This is a genomic window from Streptomyces sp. NPDC031670, from assembly GCF_055580545.1.
In genome coordinates this window covers 300,103-318,067 of sequence record NZ_JBVILC010000005.1, presented here as the reverse complement: position 1 = coordinate 318,067, position 17,965 = coordinate 300,103, and the positions used below count along the sequence as shown (strand labels likewise).

General features: G+C 72.3%; 16 protein-coding genes. 4 read left to right on the top strand and 12 right to left on the bottom strand.

Going from position 1 to position 17,965, the window contains the following annotated elements; all coding sequences use genetic code 11:
• The first annotated feature begins 214 nt into the window (after positions 1 to 214).
• Positions 215 to 607, top strand: a complete 393-nt coding sequence (locus ACZ5ID_RS12900; protein ID WP_468896770.1) for an SCO5389 family protein — start codon at positions 215 to 217, stop codon at positions 605 to 607.
• 108 nt (positions 608 to 715) lie between these two features.
• Here ACZ5ID_RS12900 and ACZ5ID_RS12895 read toward each other — a convergent pair whose 3' ends face one another.
• Positions 716 to 1,747: an LLM class flavin-dependent oxidoreductase gene (locus tag ACZ5ID_RS12895; protein ID WP_468896768.1), complete on the bottom strand. Its 1,032-nt coding sequence runs from the start codon at positions 1,745 to 1,747 to the stop codon at positions 716 to 718.
• A 216-nt stretch (positions 1,748 to 1,963) separates the two neighbouring features.
• On the opposite strand from ACZ5ID_RS12895, the gene ACZ5ID_RS12890 reads away from it, so the two are divergent.
• Entirely contained in the window at positions 1,964 to 2,290 is a 327-nt protein-coding gene (locus ACZ5ID_RS12890; protein ID WP_468896766.1) for an ATP/GTP-binding protein, read from the top strand.
• A gap of 18 nt (positions 2,291 to 2,308) precedes the next feature.
• Here ACZ5ID_RS12890 and ACZ5ID_RS12885 read toward each other — a convergent pair whose 3' ends face one another.
• The 7 genes from ACZ5ID_RS12885 to mce form a co-directional block, all read right to left on the bottom strand.
• A complete protein-coding gene (locus ACZ5ID_RS12885; protein WP_468896764.1) occupies positions 2,309 to 3,145 on the bottom strand; it encodes an ABC transporter permease in 837 nt (278 codons plus the stop codon).
• Positions 3,142 to 4,335: an ABC transporter ATP-binding protein gene (locus ACZ5ID_RS12880; protein WP_468896762.1), complete on the bottom strand. Its 1,194-nt coding sequence runs from the start codon at positions 4,333 to 4,335 to the stop codon at positions 3,142 to 3,144. The genes ACZ5ID_RS12885 and ACZ5ID_RS12880 overlap by 4 nt, the downstream gene beginning before the upstream one ends.
• A 181-nt stretch (positions 4,336 to 4,516) precedes the next feature.
• On the bottom strand, positions 4,517 to 5,296 hold the full coding sequence (locus ACZ5ID_RS12875) for an ABC transporter permease (protein WP_468896760.1): 780 nt from the start codon (positions 5,294 to 5,296) through the stop codon (positions 4,517 to 4,519).
• 3 nt (positions 5,297 to 5,299) lie between these two features.
• Positions 5,300 to 6,310 carry an ABC transporter ATP-binding protein gene (locus ACZ5ID_RS12870; RefSeq protein WP_468896758.1) on the bottom strand — a complete coding sequence of 337 codons (1,011 nt, stop codon included), beginning with the start codon at positions 6,308 to 6,310 and terminating at the stop codon, positions 5,300 to 5,302.
• A gap of 104 nt (positions 6,311 to 6,414) precedes the next feature.
• Positions 6,415 to 7,353: a coiled-coil domain-containing protein gene (locus tag ACZ5ID_RS12865; RefSeq protein ID WP_369376280.1), complete on the bottom strand. Its 939-nt coding sequence runs from the start codon at positions 7,351 to 7,353 to the stop codon at positions 6,415 to 6,417.
• 114 nt (positions 7,354 to 7,467) lie between these two features.
• Complete coding sequence (gene scy / locus ACZ5ID_RS12860) at positions 7,468 to 11,595, bottom strand: polarized growth protein Scy (protein WP_468896755.1); 4,128 nt, start codon at positions 11,593 to 11,595, stop codon at positions 7,468 to 7,470.
• 169 nt (positions 11,596 to 11,764) lie between these two features.
• Positions 11,765 to 12,193: a methylmalonyl-CoA epimerase gene (gene mce, locus ACZ5ID_RS12855; protein ID WP_468896753.1), complete on the bottom strand. Its 429-nt coding sequence runs from the start codon at positions 12,191 to 12,193 to the stop codon at positions 11,765 to 11,767.
• A 137-nt stretch (positions 12,194 to 12,330) separates the two neighbouring features.
• On the opposite strand from mce, the gene ACZ5ID_RS12850 reads away from it, so the two are divergent.
• Both ACZ5ID_RS12850 and meaB read left to right on the top strand, forming a co-directional pair.
• The gene (locus ACZ5ID_RS12850) at positions 12,331 to 13,533 is read left to right on the top strand and encodes an acetyl-CoA C-acetyltransferase (RefSeq protein WP_468896751.1); all 1,203 of its coding nucleotides are present in this window, start codon (positions 12,331 to 12,333) and stop codon (positions 13,531 to 13,533) included.
• A 52-nt stretch (positions 13,534 to 13,585) separates the two neighbouring features.
• On the top strand, positions 13,586 to 14,542 hold the full coding sequence (gene meaB, locus ACZ5ID_RS12845; protein WP_468896944.1) for a methylmalonyl Co-A mutase-associated GTPase MeaB: 957 nt from the start codon (positions 13,586 to 13,588) through the stop codon (positions 14,540 to 14,542).
• 661 nt (positions 14,543 to 15,203) lie between these two features.
• On the opposite strand, the gene ACZ5ID_RS12840 is transcribed toward meaB, so the two are convergent.
• From ACZ5ID_RS12840 to ACZ5ID_RS12825, 4 genes are all read right to left on the bottom strand, one after another.
• Positions 15,204 to 15,680: a MarR family winged helix-turn-helix transcriptional regulator gene (locus tag ACZ5ID_RS12840; RefSeq protein WP_406556737.1), complete on the bottom strand. Its 477-nt coding sequence runs from the start codon at positions 15,678 to 15,680 to the stop codon at positions 15,204 to 15,206.
• 135 nt (positions 15,681 to 15,815) lie between these two features.
• The gene (locus ACZ5ID_RS12835; RefSeq protein WP_468896749.1) at positions 15,816 to 16,598 is read right to left on the bottom strand and encodes an AIM24 family protein; all 783 of its coding nucleotides are present in this window, start codon (positions 16,596 to 16,598) and stop codon (positions 15,816 to 15,818) included.
• On the bottom strand, positions 16,595 to 17,245 hold the full coding sequence (locus tag ACZ5ID_RS12830; RefSeq protein WP_406556735.1) for an AIM24 family protein: 651 nt from the start codon (positions 17,243 to 17,245) through the stop codon (positions 16,595 to 16,597). Before ACZ5ID_RS12830 ends, ACZ5ID_RS12835 begins: the two co-directional genes overlap by 4 nt.
• Complete coding sequence (locus tag ACZ5ID_RS12825) at positions 17,245 to 17,883, bottom strand: AIM24 family protein (protein ID WP_406556734.1); 639 nt, start codon at positions 17,881 to 17,883, stop codon at positions 17,245 to 17,247. Before ACZ5ID_RS12825 ends, ACZ5ID_RS12830 begins: the two co-directional genes overlap by 1 nt.
• Positions 17,884 to 17,965 lie beyond the last annotated feature (82 nt).

The window sequence follows — 17,965 nt, the reverse complement described above, 5'->3', positions numbered from 1 at the left end:
GGTCGGCAACGCTACTCGAATCCCCCCGCCGAACGCGATTCGTCCGGCAAAGCACTGTTCGTTATTGGCCGGTTACGTGCCAAGTACCTGTCGCAGCCACCATGCCGCGCCTACCGTGTAAGCGGGAGGTCGTCGGTCAGGCACACAGCGTGGCCGACTTCGTTCCCTTCCCTGGCCGTAAGACCCCCTCCCCGGGGTCGCGAGAGGAGAAACCATGTCGCTCGACGTCTCACCGGCCCTACTCGAACAGGCCGAGCGAGGCGAGGTCGACGAAGCTGACTTCGTCGACTGCGTCCGGACCTCCCTGCCGTACGCGTGGGAGATGATCAGCTCTCTGGTGGCCCAGCTGAAGGTGGACGGTGGCGAGTTCGCCGACAACCAGACGCCTCCGCCGGACGAGCAGGCGCGCGGTCAGCTCCTTCGCGCGCTCGCGAGTGACGCCATCCGCGGTTCGCTGCAGCGGCACTTCGGTGTCCGCCTGGCGTTCCAGAACTGCCACCGCGTGGCGGTCTTCCCGCTGGACCCGTCGGTCGACGAGCGGCTCGCCCGCTTCACCTCGATCCGGGGGCAACTGCTCAACCAGTCTCCGGAGTTGAGGGACTGCTGAGGTCTTCGCCGCCGCTCCGCATCGCGGGAGGTGCAACTGATGCGGAGCGGGGGCTCTTCGGCCCCGGCCCCTCGCGCCCCCTCGGGCGCCTTCCCCCTCGGGCCCCTCTCACCCCAGCAGCGGCAGCACGTCCGCGCCGAGCCTTCGCACGTTCTCCTCCGTCGCGGCCAGGTCCCCCGACCCCTCCACCAGGAAGGCGAAGCGCGTGATGCCGGTCTTCTCCGCCGTCGCCGCGATGCGGTCCGCCGCGAGCCGCGGGGTGCCGACGGGGTGGAGGGCGCAGAGCAACTCCGTGTACTGCACCGGGTCGCGCATGGCCCGGTGGCGGCCGTCGACCGTCACATGCGCGTCGAGCCCCTGCTTCAGCCAGCCCGGCATCGCCTTCAGCAGGGTCTCGGCGGCCTGGGAGCTGTGGTCCTCGATCTGTGCCACCCCGGCCGAGACATGCGGCGCGGCGGCCACCGCCTCCGGCGCCACCCCGGACGCCAGCGCGTGCGACCTCCACAGCGCGACCATCTCCGCCTTCTCCTCGTCGCCGCAGTGCATCCCGAGCAGCATCGGCAGACCGCGCCCGGCCGCCAGCCGCACGCTCTTCGGCGAGGTACACGCCACGATGACCTCGGGGCCGGCCGGACCGTCCACGAGCGACTCCTCGGGCCTCGGCACCACCGGGACCTCCCGGAAGACGAAACGTTCGCCCATGGAGGCGACCCGGGGCTCGGACAGCCATCTCAGCAGCAGGTCCAGCGACTCCCCGAAGCCCTCCTCGTACGCCCGCAGGCCCGCGCCGAAGACCTCCAGGTCGACCCAGGGACCGCCCCGGCCGACCCCCAGCGAGAACCGGCCACCGGACGTCACGTGCAGCAGCGCCGCCTGCTCGCCCAGCGCCACCGGGTGCGCGCTCGGCAGTACGCTGACCGCCGTCCCGACACGGATCCGGCGGGTGCGCCCGAGCAGCAGCGCCGCCAGCGTCACCGCCGAGGGACACACCCCGTACGGGACGAAGTGGTGCTCGGCCAGCCACACCGAGTCCAGGCCCGCCTCCTCGGCCACCTCGGCGGACCGCACCGCCCGGTGCAGCGCCTCCCCCTGGCCCTGGCCCGGGAATTGGGCCGCCAGTACAAAAGTTCCGACACGCATCGCCTTCATGCCTCCTCGCGGCCGACGCGGTTCCCCCTCTTACCGGCAACAACGTCTGACAAGTGCCAAGGGCACGGCCCGAAGCGAACTTCTTGCGATAGTCCGGTAAGTGTCCCCCGTACGAGTTACCGTGCCGCCCCTGTTCGGCTCGGGTACCCGGGGCAAGTACCTCTACGCTGGAGGCAGCCCGTCCGCCCGGCCCCGTGAGGTGTTTCCGTGTCCCCGCGCCGCAACCGCCCCAAGGGCGGCGACCAGCCGACCGCACCGACCGGCGGGTCGGGGGACCGCTTCGGTCTCCAGCGCACCGAGACGTACCAGGGCGAGGAGTGGTGCGTCCGGCACGTCGCCGGCGCGAGCGCCCAGGGCAAGCGCTACCGCTGCCCCGGCTGCGACCAGGAGATCCCCTCCGGCGTCCCGCACGTGGTGGCCTGGCCCGAGTACGGCGGCGTCGACGACCGCCGCCACTGGCACAAGGCCTGCTGGAACGCGAAGGACCGCCGCACCAGCAGGGTGCAGCGGTCCAGGAACGCGCCCAGGTACTAGGAAGCGGAAGACCCGCCCTTACACGTCCCGGCTGTTCAGCGCCGCGAAGGCGCCGCCGAGCGCCGCCGCCGTGACGGCGCCCAGGATCAGCAGCGGGGTCCAGCCGGTGGGGCCGGAGTCGCTCACCGTGGAGCCGTAGAAGACGGCCAGCTGACTGGGGATCGAGTACTCGAACAGGGCGTTGCGCACCGACTCCAGCGACGGCGAGAACATGAACAGGGCCAGCACCAGCGGCAGCAGCACCAGGCCGATCATGACCGTGATCGCGCCCGCCGAGTGCCGGATCAGCGCGCCGACCGCGAGCGCCAGCAGGCCGAGCGTGGAGACGTACAGGGCGACGCCGACCGTCGCCTTGAACAGCTCGGAGCCGGTGGGCTGCGTGCCCGCGTCCACCATCCCCATCTGCGCCAGCGCCACCAGACCGGTGGTGAGCGTGACGATGACGAAGGACAGCAGGAAGAAGACGATCGACTTGGCGGCGAGGATACGGGCCCGGCTGGGGCACGCCGTCAGCGTGGTGCGGATCATGCCGGTGCCGTACTCGGAGGCGATGGTCAGCACGCCGAGCGTGATCACACAGATCGAGCCGAGCAGGACGCCGTAGAAGCCGAGGGAGAGCAGCGGGGTGTCGCCGAGGTTGGAGTCGGAGGCGTTGACCGCGACGGCGGCGAGCAGTCCGATGCCGATCACGAGGACGACGAGCACGCCGAGGGTCCACATCGTGGAGCGCACCGAGCGGATCTTCGTCCACTCCGAGGCGATCGCGTCGCCGAGGGAGGCGGGCCGCACCGGGATCGGCGAGGTGTACGTCCCCAGGGGCGCGCCCGGTGCCTGCTGCTGGTAGGGGGTGGTCATCGGGCGTCCTCGGGCTCGGTCAGGGAGGGAGCGGTCGCGGGGGCGGGCGGAGCGGGCTGCTGCGGGGCCGCGGCGGGCGTCTGCGGCACGGGAACCTGCGCCGGGGCGGCGGGGGCCACGGGGGGCGCCGCCGGGGCCTGCGCGGGGGCGTGCGGGGTCGCGTACGGGTTCTGCCCGGGCGGCGGCGGGGCGTACCAGCCCTGCGTCGGCACCTCGGGGATCACCGGGGGCGGCTGGTGGCCGGGCGGCAGCGGCTGCATCAGACCGGCCTTCTGGTCGGCCGTGGAGCGGTAGTCCACCGCGCCCTGCGTCATCCGCATGTACGCCTCCTCCAGCGAGGCCTGGTGCGGGGAGAGTTCCCACAGGCGTACGCCCGCGTCGTGGGCGAGGTCGCTGATGCGCGGCAGCGCGAGGCCGGTCACCCGCAGGGCGCCGTCCGGTTCCGGCATGACCTGGCCGCCGGCCTCGGTCAGCGTGGCCGTCAGCTTCTCCCGGCCGGTGGGCTCGGGGGTGCGCACGCGCGCGAAGTCGGCGGAGTTGTGGGAGATGAAGTCCTTGACGCTCATGTCGGCGAGCAGCTGCCCGCGGCCGATCACTATCAGGTGGTCGGCGGTCAGCGCCATCTCGCTCATCAGGTGCGAGGAGACGAAGACGGTACGGCCCTCGGCGGCGAGCCGCTTCATGAGGTTGCGCACCCACAGGATGCCCTCGGGGTCGAGGCCGTTGACCGGCTCGTCGAAGAGCAGCACCTGCGGGTCGCCGAGCAGGGCCGCGGCGATGCCCAGCCGCTGGCCCATGCCGAGCGAGAAACCCTTGGAGCGCTTGCCCGCCACCTCCTGGAGCCCCACGACCCCGAGCACCTCGTCGACCCGGCGGGCCGGGATGCCGGAGAGCTGGGCGAGCGAGAGCAGGTGGTTGCGGGCGCTGCGACCGCCGTGCACGGCCTTGGCGTCGAGCAGGGCGCCGACCTGGCGGGGCGCGTTGGGGAGCGAGCGGAAGGGGTGGCCGCCGATGGTGACATGGCCGGAAGTGGGCTGGTCCAGGCCGAGGATCATGCGCATGGTCGTCGACTTGCCGGAGCCGTTGGGCCCCAGGAAGCCGGTGACGGCGCCCGGCCTCACCTGGAAGGAAAGGTTGTACACGGCTGTCTTGGCGCCGTAGCGCTTCGTCAGGCCGACTGCCTCGATCATTCTCCAGCCCCATCGACGGTGTGGGTCGTCGGGGCGGTGGCCGATCGCCAGGGTGCCCCCGTATGAGTGAGGAGCTTATCCAGGACTTTACGGTTCCGGCCAAGCGATGACAGTTGGGTTACGTCGCCTTTTGCCCTCTATGTTCTGGGGTTCTCGCAGGTCGGTTGTCCCGCCTCGGGGCTCATGCGTCGCGCCTCCTGAGCACGAGGTAGCCGCCCGCGAGCGCCGCCGCCACCCACAGCGCCATGATCCCGAGCCCGGCCCAGGGCCCGTACGGCGGCGGCTCGCTGTTCATTGCGTTCGGCACCACCTGCATGATCTTGGAGCCCGCCTGGTCGGGGAAGTAGCGGGCCACCTTCTTGGCGCCCGGCACCGCCGAGAGGATCTGCGAGATCAGGAAGAAGAACGGCATCAGGATGCCGAGCGACAGCATCGAGCTGCGCAGCATCGTGGCCACGCCCATCGAGAACAGCGCGATCAGCGCCATGTAGAGCCCCGCCCCGACGACCGCCCGCAGCACGTTCGGCTCACCGATGGTGGTGCGGTGCGGGCCCAGGAGCGCCTGGCCGAGGAAGAAGGAGAGGAAGCTGGTCGCCATGCCCACGACCAGGGCGAGCGCGGTGGCGACCAGGAGCTTGGCGAAGAGGAAGGTGGCCCGCTGCGGCACGGCGGCCAGGGAGGTGCGGATCATGCCCGAGCTGTACTCGGTGCCGACCACCAGGACACCGAACACCACCATCGCCAGCTGGCCGAGCACCATCCCGGAGAAGCTGACGTAGGTCGCGTCGAACGTCATGCGCTCGGCCGGCTTGAGGTCGTCGAACTGCGACCTCATCAGCGCGCACAGGGCCGCGCTCACCGCCACCGTGACGACGAACGCGCAGATCAGCGTCCAGGAGGTGGAGGAGACCGTACGGATCTTGGTCCACTCCGACCTGAGGACCGCGGGTACCGACGCCATGGCTCAGACCCCCTGGTCCGTGCTGTCCCCGGCGCCGCCCCGGGTCCGCGCCCGGTAGCCCGCGCCCCAGTTCGGCGCGGTCGCCGCCGGGGGCGGGCCGTGGGGGGTGTCCGAGTGCGCGTGGTACTCCACCGATCCGGCCGTCATCCGCATGAACGCCTCCTCCAGCGAGGCCTGCTGGCCCGACAGCTCGTGCAGCACGATCCGGTGCTGCGCGGCCAGCTCGCCGAGCCGCTCGATCCTGCCGTTGTCGACCTCCAGGGCGCCGTCGCCGGTCTGGGTGGCGGCGATCCCGGCCCCGGCCAGCACATCGAGCAGGTGTTCCCATTGAGGGGAGCGCAGCCGTACGTAACTCCGTGAATTCTGCCGAATGAAATCCGCCATCGATGTATCGGCGAGCAGTCGGCCCTGGCCGATGACGATCAAATGATCGGCCGTCAACGCCATTTCGCTCATCAGATGAGACGAGACGAAGATCGTTCTGCCCTCGGCCGCGAGGGCTTTCATGAGATTGCGGATCCAGTGAATTCCCTCGGGGTCCAGACCATTGACGGGTTCGTCGAACATCAGGATCTCCGGGTCGCCGAGCAGCGCGGAGGCGATTCCCAGCCGCTGGCCCATGCCCAGCGAGAACCCCTTCGACTTCTTCTTCGCCACCGCCGTCAGACCGACCGTGTCCAGGACCTCCGCGACCCGCCGCTCGGGGATCCGGTTCGACTGCGCCAGGCACAGCAGGTTGTTGTACGCGCTGCGACCGCCGTGCATCGACTTGGCGTCCAGGAGCGCGCCGATGTACTTCAACGGCTCGTCCAGGTCGCGGTAGTGCCGCCCGTCGATGCGCACGGTACCGCTGGTCGGGTTGTCGAGATCGAGCATCATCCGCATGGTGGTGGACTTGCCGGCGCCGTTGGGGCCCAGGAAGCCGGTCACCACGCCCGGCCGGACCCGGAACGACAGGTCGTCGACAGCGGTCTTGGAACCGAAGCGCTTGGTGAGACCGGCCAGCTCGATCATGCGGCCACGATAGGGGCCGACAAAGCCCCCCGCCACCGGAGTGGCGAGGGGCTTTCGACGTCACCGACGCAGCCCACGGGGGAGGGGCTGCGGCACCGGGAGGACTAGCGGGACTGCTGCGCCGGGACGCCGCGCGAGACGGGCTCGTCGTCGACCGGGGAGCCGGCCGCCGCGACCGCCGCGCCCGTGAGGGTCGCCAGCATCTCGCGGACGTTGGTCAGCTGCGCGTTGATCGAGTCGCGGCGGTTGGTGAGCGCCGCCAGCTCGCGCTCGGATTCCGAACGGATGCGGTCGGCCTTGGCGTTGGCGTCCGCCACGATGTCCTCGGCCTGGCGCTGGGCCGTCTCGACCGTCTGACGGGCCCGGCGCTCCGCGTCCGTACGCAGCTTCTCGGCCTCCAGGCGGAGCTGCTCGGCGCGGTGCTCGATCTCGGCGAGACGCTTCTCCGCCTTCGCCTGACGCGAGGCCAGATCGCGCTCGGACTGCTCACGGCGCTTGGCGAGGTTCGTCTCGAAGTCCGCCGCCGCCTGCGCGGCCTTGGCGCGGGTCTCCTCGAAGAGGGCGTCCGCCTCCTCGCGCTTGGACTGCGCGTCCTTCTGCGCCTCGGAGCGCAGCGTGGAGGCGTCACCCTTCGCCTTCTCGACGATCCGGACGCCCTCGTCCTCCGCCTTCGCCTTGCGCTCGGCGGCGAACGACTCGGCGTCGTTGCGCACCTGCTGGGCCGCCGACTCGGCCAGCTCGCGGTGCTGCTCGGCGGCGCGGCGCGCCTCCTCGCGCAGGTCCTTCGCCTCTTCCTCGGCGAGACGCAGGATCTTCTCGACCCGCGCGCCGAGACCGGCGTACGACGGCTCCGCGTCGCTCACCTGGGCCTGGGCGTTCTGCGTTTCGAGGTGCAGTTCCTCGATGCGCTTTTCCAGAGAAGTGATCCGTGCCAGAGCGCTGTCACGGTCGGCGACGAGCTTGGTAATGCGGTCGTCCACCTGACCGCGGTCGTAACCACGCCGCACGAGCTCGAAGCCGAAGGGGGAGGAAGTGTCGCTCATGGGGTTCCTGTCGAATGAGACCGGTGAGGTGATAGGGGGAATCCTAGGGGCCCAGGCGGCGCGGCATCGAGCGTATGCCCGTTTGATCTGGAGAATGTCCAGCCTTTTGAGTGGCTACCCCTCCGAAGACTTGCCACTCGAACGGGTTCCTCCGGCCGCCGCCCCCGCCTTGGCCGCCTCCTTGCCGCCGGAGGCCGGAGCCTCGAACGACTCCAGCGCCTCCAGGACGTCCTGGACACGGGAGATCTCCGCGTTGATGTCCGCCCGGCGCCGGACCAGCACGTCCAGCTCCCGCTTGCCCTCGTCGACCGTGCGCCGCGCCTCGGCCGCCGCCTCGTCGCGCAGCTTGGTCGCCTCGCGGATCAGCTCGGCCTTCTTGGTCTCCGCCTCCTTGAGCAGCGCCTCGGCCTTCTTCACCGCCGCGATCCGCACCTTGCTCGCCTCGGAGTTGGCGTCCGAGAGCAGCTCCTTGGCCTTCGCCTCGGCCTGCTCCGTCTGCTCGGTGGCGGCCTTGACCAGCTTGTCGACGCGCTCGCCCGCCGTCTTCATCTGCTCGGCGCTCTCGCGGCGGGCCCGCTCGTGCAGCTCCTCGATCTCCGCCTCGGTCCGCGCGCGCATCTCCTCGATGCGCTCCCTTATGGCCGTCGCGTCCGCGCGCGCCCCGGCGAGCAGCTCGTCCGCGTCCGTACGCGCCTTCTCCACCAGCGTGTTGCCCTCCACGGTGGCCTCCGCGACGATCCGCTCGGCCTCCTTGCGGGCGGCGCCCACCATCGTGTCGGCCTGCTCCTCGGCCAGCGTGGCCGCGAGCAGCGCCTCCTCCTGGGCCTTGGCCATGAGCTGGTCCGCCTGCTCGGCCGCGTCCGCCCGGCGCTTGGCCGCGGCGGTACGCGCCTCGTCGAGCAGCCGGTCGGCCTCCTCGCGGGCCTCGGTACGGGTCTGCTCGGCCGCCTCCTCGATCCGGGCGCGGCTCTTCTCGGCCTCCGCGCGGATCCGCTCGGCGGCCTGCTGGGCCGAGCCCACGGTCTCGGCGGCCTCGGCGCGCAGCCGCTCCGCCTCCCCGTTCGCCTCGGCGAGCATCCGCTCGGCCTCGGCGGTCGTCTCCGTGACGAGCTGGTCCACCTGGGCCGCCGCGTCCGCGCGCCGCTTGTCGGCGGCCTTGCGCGCCTCGTCGAGGAGCCGCTCCGCCTCCGTACGCGCCTCGCTCAGCAGCTCCTCGCCCTGCTCGCGGGCGTCGCTGACCGTCTGCTCGGCCTCGGCCGCCGCGGCGGCCAGGACCGCGCCCGCGTCCGCGCGCGCCTCGGTGGTGACGAGCTCGACGTAGGTGTCGGCCTCGGAGGTGGTGCGCTCGGCGTGCGCGGTGGCCTCCGCGAGCAGCCGGTCGTGCTCCGACTGGCCCTCGTCGCGCAGCTGCTGAGCCTCCGCCACCAGCCGCTCGGCGGTCGCCGTCGACTCGGCGGCGAGCCGCTCGGCCTCCGCGGTCGCCTCGCCGACCAGCCGGTCGGCCTGGCTCGCGGCGTCGCTGCGGATGCGGTTGGCGTCCTCGCGGGCGTCCGCCCGGGTGCGGGCGGCGTCCTGCTCGGAGGAGGCCAGCGCGTCGGAGGCCTCGGTACGCATCCGCTGCGCGTACTCGGAGGCGTCCGAACGCGTCTTCTCCGCCTCCGCGATGGCGTCCGCGACGGTCCGCTCGGCGAGCTCCCGGGCGGCCTCGGTCTCCTCCTGGGCCCGCGCCCGCAGCCGCTGGGCGTCCTCGGCGGCGCGCTCGCGCTCGGCGTGCGCGTCGGCGCGGACCCGGTCCGCCTCCTGCTGCGCCTCCGTCTTCGTACGCTCCGCCACGTGCTCCGCCGTGGAGCGCAGCCCGGCGATCTCCTGCTCGGCCTCCTCGCGCAGCCCCGCGACCGAGTCCCGGACCTGCTGGGCGGTCTGCTCGGCGGCGGCCACCAGCTCGGTGGCGCGCCGGTCGGCCTCCTCGCCGAGCCGCACCGCCTCGGCCTGCGCCTCCTCCACCCGCTTACGGGCGGAGGCGAGCAGCTCCTCGCTCTGCTCGCGGGCCTGGGCCCGCTCCGAACCGGCCTCGGTACGCGCCGAGTCCAGCGTCTCCTCCGCCTCGCGGCGCCGGCGAGCGGCCTCCTCCTGGGCGGCGGCGAGCGCCTCGGCGGCCTCCGCACCGACCCGCTCGGCGGCGGCGGCGGCCTCCGCGCGCATCCGGTCGGCGGTCTCCTGCGCCTCGGACTTGAGGCGCTCGGCCTCCGCCGCCGCCTCGGACCGCAGCCGTACGGCGGCGCCCTCGGCCTCGGCGCGGGCGGTCGCGGCGTCGGCGGCGGCCTCGGTACGCAGCCGCTCGGCCTCCTGCTCGGCCTGCGCCGTGAGCGTACGCACCCGCTCGGCGGCCTCGGTGCGCAGCCGCTCGGTCTCCTCGGCGGCCTCGCGCCGGATCCGCTCGCTCTCGCCGCGCGCCTCGGCGAGCGCCCGCTCGGCGGAGGCGTGCCGCTGCTCGGCCTCCGTGTGAAGCCGCGTCAACTCGGCGGCGGCGTCGGCCTGGCGGGCCGCGACGGCCCGGTCGGTCTCCTCGCGCAGCGTCGCCGCGGCCTGCTCGGCGGCGGCCCGGACGGCCTCCGCCTGCTCCTCGGCCTCCGCCCGCATCCGCTCGGCCTCGGCGCGGGTGCGCTCCAGGGTCTCCTCGGCCTGCTTGCGCAGGGTCGTGGCGCGCTCCATGGCCTCGCCGCGGACCCGCTCCGACTCGGCGCCCGCCGAGGTGCGCAGCTCCTCCGCGTCGGCCTTCGCCTTGGTCAGCAGCTCCTCGGCGGTCCTGGCCGCCTCCTCGATCTGCTGGACGCCCTCGCGGCGCGCCTCGCCCCGGATGCGCTCGCCCTCGGCGACCGCCTCGGCCCGCAGCTGCTCGGCCTCGCCGCGCAGCCGGCGCGCCTCCTCCTGGAGTTCGACCGTCTTGGCGCGGTACTCCTTGGTGTCGTCCTTGGCCGCGCCCTTGAGCTCGTCGGCCCGCTCCTCGGCCTGGACGCGCAGCCGCTCCGCCTCGGCGTCGGCCTCGCGGCGGATCCGCTCGGCCTCCTCGGACGCCTTGCGGGTGGTCTCCTGGGCGTCCGCGGAGGCCTTGGAGAGCACCTCCTCGGCGGCCCGGGCGGCCTTGGCGAGCTGGGCGGCGGTGTCCTCGGCCGCGCTGGTACGGGCCTTCTCGGCGGCCTCCGCGACCAGCCGCTCGGCCTCGGCGCGGGCGTCGGCGAGCGCCTGCTCGGCCTCCGTCTTGAGTGCCTCGGACTCCTTGGTCGCCTCGGCCACCAGCCGGGCGATCTCGGTCTTGGCGGTACGGGTGCGCTGCTCGTTGGCGGACTCGGCGCCCGCGAGCTGCCTGGCCGCCGACTCCTTCGCCTCGGCCAGCACCTTCTCGGCCTCGGCGCGCGCCTCGCGCAGCGCCGACTCGGCCTCCTGCATCCGCTGCTCGGCGGCCCGGCTCAGCTCGGCCGCCTGCTGGCGCGCCTGGTCGGACTCGGCGGTGGTCGACGAGCGCAGCTGCTCGGCGTGGGAGGTGGCCTCCTGGGCCTGTGTGGAGGCGGCGGTGAGCAGCCGCTCGGCGTCCTTGCGGGCGCGCAGCAGGATCGCTTCGGCTTCGGTACGGGCCGACTCGGCCTCGGCGCCGAGGCGTTGACGGGTCTCCTCGGCCAGCCGCGCGGCCTCCGCGCGGGCGGCGGCGAGCGCCGCCTCGCTCTCGGCGCGGGACTCCTCCAGCAGGCGGCGGGCCTGCGACTCGGTCCGGGCCCGCAGCTGTTCGGCCCACGCCACGTTCTCGTTGACGTGCGACTCCACGGTCGCGCGCCGCTCGGCCAGCTCCTGGTCGAGCCGCTGGCGGCGGTTGACCGCCTCCGCGTGCAGCTCGGCCTGGAGCCTGGCCTGGTGCTCGGCGTGCTCCTGAAGGATCCGCTGGGTCTGGGCACGGGCCTCGCGCAGCTCGCGCTCGGCGTCGTTGCGCAACTGCTCGGCCTGCATCTGCGCGTTGCGCAGCAGCTGTTCGGCCTGGTAGCCGATGTCCGCGGCGTCGTAGGCAGGACGCGTCGCGAGGTTGCGGCGCGCCTCGTGCAGCTTGGCGCGCAGCACCTCGACCTGGTAGCCGAGGTCCTCGGCGTGCTGGACGGCCTTCTCCCGCTCGGTCTTCAGCCGGTCCATCTCGGCCTCGAACCGCGAGAGGTGGTCGTCAGGCCGGTGGCTGTCCTGGCGTTCGTAGCCCCGCACTGCGCGGTCCCATCCGTCCCCTGGTCGCGAACACTGCCCGTACGAGCACCGTCCGACGACGGACGGGCCCCCGGTGAATGGTGTCAGATCGACAAGGGGGCGTGGGTCCCAGGCCCCGACCCGACCCCGGCCCGGAAGGGCCCACTGTACCGGCCCCGGAATCCGGGGGTCAGTGCTCGGCCGCCGAGGTGACCAGTTCGGTCAGTACGCCGTGGCAGTCCTTGGGGTGCAGGAACGTGATGCGGGAGCCCATCGAACCGGTGCGCGGCTCGTCGTAGAGGACCCGTACGCCCTTGCCGCGGACGGCCTCGGCGTCCCCGTCGACGTCGGCCGTGCCGAAGGCGATGTGGTGCACGCCCTCGCCGTTCTTGGCCAGCCACTTGGCGACCGTGGAGTCCTCCCGGGTGGGCTCCAGGAGCTGGAGGTAGGAGGCGCCGCCGTCCGACGTATCGTTGATCTTGAGCATGGCCTCCCGCACGCCCTGCTCCTCGTTGGTCTCGGTGTGGAACACCTCGAATCCGTAGGTAGCACGATAGAACTCGACGGTCCTGTCGAGGTCGAAACAGGCGATCCCGATGTGGTCGATGCGCGTCAGCATGGGACCAGTGCACCGCTCCGGGAGGTGGTTACGCAACGTGCGCGCGATCACACCGGCTGCCCGGTGACGCCCCGCGTACCGCTCAGTACATTCATGTAAACCCTCGTTCACTCCTCATCCCCAAGGGGCCGTGCCTCATGTCTGGAACGACCGGTACCACCTCAGTGATCGTCGCGGGCGCCCGCACGCCCATGGGCCGACTGCTCGGCTCCCTCAAGTCCTTCTCGGGCGCCGACCTCGGCGGCGTGGCCATCAAGGCCGCGCTGGACCGGGCCGGCATCGGCGGCGACCAGGTGCAGTACGTGATCATGGGCCAGGTGCTCCAGGCCGGCGCGGGCCAGATCCCCGCCCGCCAGGCCGCCGTCAAGGCCGGCATCCCGATGAACGTGCCCGCGCTCACGATCAACAAGGTCTGCCTCTCGGGCCTCGACGCCATCGCGCTCGCGGACCAGCTGATCCGCGCCGGCGAGTTCGACGTGGTGGTCGCGGGCGGCCAGGAGTCGATGACCAACGCGCCGCACCTGCTGCCGAAGTCCCGCGAGGGCTACAAGTACGGCGCGATCGAGATGCTCGACGCGATGGCGTACGACGGTCTGACCGACGCCTTCGAGAACATCGCCATGGGCGAGTCCACGGAGAAGCACAACACCCGCCTGGGCATCGAGCGCGCCCCGCAGGACGCCTTCGCCGCCGCCTCCCACCAGCGCGCCGCCGCCGCCCAGAAGAACGGGCTCTTCGAGGCCGAGATCACCCCGGTCGAGATCCCGCAGCGCAAGGGCGAGCCGGTGGTCTTCGCCAAGGACGAGGGCATCCGCCCGGAGACGACCGCGGAGTCCCTCGGCAAGCTGCGCCCGGCCTTCGCCAAGGACGGCACGATCACGGCCGGCACCTCCTCGCAGATCTCCGACGGCGCCGCCGCGGTCGTGGTCATGTCCAAGGCCAAGGCGCAGGAGCTGGGCCTGGAGTGGATCGCCGAGATCGGCGCGCACGGCAATGTGGCGGGCCCGGACAACTCGCTCCAGTCGCAGCCGTCCAACGCGATCCGGCACGCCCTGTCGAAGGAGGGCATCGGCGTCGAGGACCTCGACCTCATCGAGATCAACGAGGCGTTCGCGTCGGTCGCCGTGCAGTCAATGAAGGACCTCGGCGTCTCCCCGGAAAGGGTGAACGTCAACGGTGGCGCCATCGCCCTGGGCCACCCCATCGGCATGTCGGGCGCGCGCGTGGTGCTCCACCTGGCGCTGGAGCTCAAGCGGCGCGGCGGCGGTACGGGCGCGGCGGCGCTGTGCGGCGGCGGCGGCCAGGGCGACGCCCTGATCATCAAGGTCCCCGGCAAGTAGAGGCCGCTCCCGCTGTACGTACGCAACGACCCCTGAACCGAACGGAGCGGCAATAGTGGACGTCCCCGAACTGGTGGCACAGGCGAGGGAGGGCCGGCCGCGGGCCGTGGCCCGGCTGATCTCGCTGGTCGAGGGGGCGTCCCCGCAACTGCGCGAGGTGATGGCGCAGTTGGCTCCGCTGACGGGCGGGGCGTACGTGGTGGGTCTGACGGGCTCGCCGGGTGTCGGCAAGTCGACATCGACGTCGGCGCTGGTGACGGCGTACCGGCGGGCGGGCAAGCGGGTCGGCGTCCTCGCGGTCGACCCGTCCTCGCCGTTCTCCGGGGGCGCGCTGCTGGGCGACCGCGTCCGGATGTCGGACCACGCCTCCGACCCCGGTGTCTACATCCGCTCCATGGCGACCCGCGGCCATCTGGGCGGCCTCGCCTGGTCGGCCCCGCAGGCGATCCGGGTCCTGGACGCGGCGGGCTGCGAGGTGATCCTCGTGGAGACGGTCGGCGTCGGCCAGTCCGAGGTCGAGATCGCCTCCCAGGCGGACACGTCGGTGGTGCTGCTGGCGCCGGGCATGGGCGACGGCATCCAGGCGGCCAAGGCCGGGATCCTGGAGATCGGCGACGTGTACGTGGTGAACAAGGCGGACCGGGACGGCGCGGACGCGACGGCCCGGGAGCTGAACCACATGCTGGGCCTGGGCGAGTCCCGGGGCCCCGGTGACTGGCGACCGCCGATCGTGAAGACGGTGGCGGCCCGCTCCGAGGGGATCGAGGAGCTGGTGGAGGCGCTGGAGAAGCACCGGGCGTGGATGGAGGAGCGGGGCGTCCTGGCGGAACGCCGGCTGGCCCGCGCCTCGCGCGAGGTGGAGACGATCGCGGTGACGGCGCTGCGGGAGCGGATCGGGGACCTGCGGGGAGACCGCCGCCTGGACGCGCTGGCGTCCCGGATCGTCGGGGGCGAGCTGGATCCGTACGCGGCGGCGGACGAGCTGGTGGCGGGGCTGACGGGGGAGTAGCCCCCAGGGCTCCGCCCCGGGCCGGGGGTGTCGCGGGGGTCCGCACCCGGCGCGGGTGGTCCGACACCGGGGCCTGCGGCCCCCGCGCCCCGCTTCGGGGCTGCGCCCCCGGGCCCCGGTGAGTCTTTCGCCTGCGGGCCGGTGGGGGGCTGGTCGCGCAGTTCCCCGCGCCCCTTGAGGCACCTCCGGCCGCCGCACCTTGCAGGCGCTCGGGGTGGCGGACGCCAATCCGGTCCGGCGGCGGAAACGGCCCCTCCGGCGCTTGAGAAGCGGGGTGGCGGGGTCCGGGGCGGACCCCCATAGCGGGGTGCAGGAGCCGCAGGCCCCGACAGGGGTGCAGGGTGGGCGCGGGCCCCAGCCCGGGGTGCAAGGCGGGCTCAGGTACCAGGCCGGGGTGCAAGGTGGCCGCAGGCCCTGTGCAGGGGTGGTGCAAGGTGGGCTCAGGCCCCAGCTCGGGGTACAAGGTGGCCGCAGGCAGGCCCCAGCCCGGGGTGCAGGGTGGCCGCACGTCCCAGGCCGGGGTTCGGGGCGGAGCCCCGTGGCGGGGTGCAGGGGCCGCAGGCCCCGCGGATGGGGGGGCGGGGGCGTAGCCCCCGGAAAAGAACCACCTTCGCCCTCCCCCACCCCCGGAGGGTTCAGGGAAGGGGCGGGGTGGGGGGAATCAGAGTTTGCCGCGGTGCCCCCGCAGATGTTCCGCCACCGGCGTCAGCGAAGCCCGCAGATCCGCCAGCGCCTCACTCGACAGCAGGTCGATGAAGTGCTTCCGCACCGACGCCACATGGTGCGGCGCCACCTTCTCCATCGTCTCCACCCCCGCCTCGGTCAACACCGCGAACAGCCCCCGCCGGTCGGACTCGCAGTTCTCCCGCCGCACCAGCCCCGCGTTCTCCATCCGCGTGATCTGGTGCGAGAGGCGGCTCTTGGACTGAAGGGTCGCGGCGGCGAGGTCGCTCATGCGCAGCCGCTGCCCCTCGGCCTCCGAGAGGTTGACCAGGATCTCGTAGTCGTTGTTGGTCAGGCCGAACGGCTGCAGGTCCTTTTCCATCTGGTGCGTCAGCATCCTGTTGACGTCCAGATAGGTACGCCAGGCGCACTGCTCGCTATCGGTCAGCCAGTTGGTGGCCGTCTCGGTCTCCATATGTGGATTCTACCTAAGAAGTTGAATTCTGAACGAAGCCTCGGGATGTGACGCCCCGCACGCACCGGCACAAGGGTCGTGGTCAGCGCCCGGCAGGGGTGCACGCGTTCGACGTCACACTCCGCAGACTACCGCTCACAGGCCGAAGCGACGCTGGAGGTCCCCGAGCTGGCCGGGAAGACGCGGTGCCGACCCCGCCGGACCGTGCGCCCCGCCCGCCGCCCCACCGCCCGGAACGCCCGGCTCCGCCGGCACCTGCCCCGTTGGCTGCTCGGCCATCAGGACCTCGGTGGACTGGAGCAGCACCGTGCCGGCGCCCACGAATTCGAACTGGTGCTCCTCGCCGGACGTCCCGCCGAGCCCCGTCAGTGACCGGATTCCGCCCAGTACGCCCGTCATGTAGCCGTGATCGTAGTGGTGGCAGGGCGACGGGCAGTCGGCCCAGCCGACCAGCGCCTGCGGGTCCACCCGGATCGGCGGCTCCATGAACACCACCGGCCCGTTGGACGCGGCCACGAACTTCCCGGTTCCGATCAGCGTGAGGAATCCCGGCACGATCGACTGCTTCAGCGCCAGCGTCGGCTGGTAGGCCAGCAGGTTCCCGGCCCGGATCGTCAGGTTGCCCTCGTCCAGGTCGTAGGAGTTGACGTCGAACGCCCGGTCCGCCAGCAGCATCTTCCCGGACCCCTCCGCCACCACCCAGTCGCTCGCGTGCAGCGGCGAGTGGAAGCTGGTGCGCAGCAGCCGGTCCAGACGCCCGTGGCCGATGCCGTTGAAGTCGATCCGCCCGTAGTAGGCGATCATCTTGCCCTTCTGCAGGAACCACTGGCTCGACTTGAGCTCCACGCAGAAGGTGTACTTGTTGACGTTGTCGTCGGCGGGCAGCGAGTGCGGGTCGAAGATCACGGGGGCGTTCACAGCTTCTCCTCCGAGGCCTGGACGTACACCGCGCCGTTGCCGGACAGTTCGAGCTGGAAGGCCTCTCCGGAGCCCCGGCCCACCATGTCCCGCCAGCCCAGCGCCGTGGACAGCTTGTTGCGTACGTCGCCGTGGTGCGCCACGTACGCCTGCGGGTCGACGTGGACCGGGCGCTGCGGGGAGATCGGCAGCTCGATCACGCCGCCGTGCGCCATCACGGCGACCGCGCCATGGCCCTTCAGCGTGGTGGTGAACAGGCCCTGCCCGGTCACCTGGCCCCGGACCATGCCCATGACCCCGCCCTGCGAGCCCATGAACATGGTGCCCTGCTGGAGGGTGCCGTCGAAGGCGAGCAGCCGGTCCGCCTCCACGTAGAGCGTGTCCCCGGCGAGGTTGATGACCTGGATGTGGTGGCCGCCGTGGCCGAACAGCACCGTACCGCTGCCCTCGACCGTCATCAGCGGGGTCGCCTCGTTGGCCACCCGTCGGCCGATCATCGACATCAGCCCGCCCTGGCCGCCCTGCATGTTGGGGGTGAAGGACACCTCGCCCTTGTACGCGAGCATCGCGCCGCGCTGGCTGAACATCTTCTGGCCGGGGGCCACCACGGCCTCGACCATCTTGGAGTTGATCTCGCGGAAGGGCATCAGACGTCCCCTCCGATCGTGTTGCGCTCGCTGGGCTGTACGTACACCAGTCCCTCGCCCTCGAAGCGGATCTGGAACGCCTCGCCCGAGCCCTCGCCGAGCAGGGTGCGGAAGGTCACCCCGGACTGGAAGTGCTGCTGGAGGTTGCCCTGGTGGGCGATGTAGGCGCCGGGGTCCACCGAGAGCGGGTACTGCGCGGAGACCCGCAGCACCACCGCCGGCCCGTCCGACATGATCGCCGCCTGGCCGTGGCCCTCGACGGTGGTCGTGAACAGGCCGTTGCCCTGGGTCGCCCCGCGCAGCCCGGTGAAGGTGGTACCGGTGCGCAGCCCCGCGTCGGTGGCGAGCAGGTTGCTCGCCTCCACCCAGAGCCGGTCGCCCTGGAGCGAGACGAGGTTGATCTCGGAGGCCCGGTCGGCGAAGTAGCAGGTGCCGTTGCCCTTCACCTCCATCACGGTCATGGATTCGCCGGTCAGGCGGCGGGTCACCATGCCGCGGATGCCCTCACCGCCGCCGGACATCTTCTTGAAGGCCATCTGGCCGTCGTAGGCGACCATCGAGCCGTTCTTCGCCTTGACGGCGTCGCCGGTCATGTCGACGGCAAGCACTTTGCTGCCCTGGAGTCGGAACGTTGCCACGGGCTGACGTTAGCCGCCCGGCCGCGGCCCCGGCCAGGCTTCGGGACCACGGGCCCCCGGACGCGGCGGTCCGCCGGGACCC

What these genes read in the sequence shown, in the direction of transcription:
- ACZ5ID_RS12880 (WP_468896762.1), bottom strand. Translation starts at nt 4,335, where the DNA reads ATGATCGAGGCAGTCGGCCTGACGAAGCGCTACGGCGCCAAGACAGCC.
- ACZ5ID_RS12850 (WP_468896751.1), top strand. Translation starts at nt 12,331, where the DNA reads ATGTCTGGAACGACCGGTACCACCTCAGTGATCGTCGCGGGCGCCCGC.
- ACZ5ID_RS12875 (WP_468896760.1), bottom strand. Translation starts at nt 5,296, where the DNA reads ATGGCGTCGGTACCCGCGGTCCTCAGGTCGGAGTGGACCAAGATCCGT.
- ACZ5ID_RS12870 (WP_468896758.1), bottom strand. Translation starts at nt 6,310, where the DNA reads ATGATCGAGCTGGCCGGTCTCACCAAGCGCTTCGGTTCCAAGACCGCT.
- ACZ5ID_RS12885 (WP_468896764.1), bottom strand. Translation starts at nt 3,145, where the DNA reads ATGACCACCCCCTACCAGCAGCAGGCACCGGGCGCGCCCCTGGGGACG.
- ACZ5ID_RS12840 (WP_406556737.1), bottom strand. Translation starts at nt 15,680, where the DNA reads ATGGAGACCGAGACGGCCACCAACTGGCTGACCGATAGCGAGCAGTGC.
- mce (WP_468896753.1), bottom strand. Translation starts at nt 12,193, where the DNA reads ATGCTGACGCGCATCGACCACATCGGGATCGCCTGTTTCGACCTCGAC.
- ACZ5ID_RS12895 (WP_468896768.1), bottom strand. Translation starts at nt 1,747, where the DNA reads ATGCGTGTCGGAACTTTTGTACTGGCGGCCCAATTCCCGGGCCAGGGC.
- ACZ5ID_RS12830 (WP_406556735.1), bottom strand. Translation starts at nt 17,245, where the DNA reads ATGCCCTTCCGCGAGATCAACTCCAAGATGGTCGAGGCCGTGGTGGCC.
- ACZ5ID_RS12900 (WP_468896770.1), top strand. Translation starts at nt 215, where the DNA reads ATGTCGCTCGACGTCTCACCGGCCCTACTCGAACAGGCCGAGCGAGGC.
- ACZ5ID_RS12865 (WP_369376280.1), bottom strand. Translation starts at nt 7,353, where the DNA reads ATGAGCGACACTTCCTCCCCCTTCGGCTTCGAGCTCGTGCGGCGTGGT.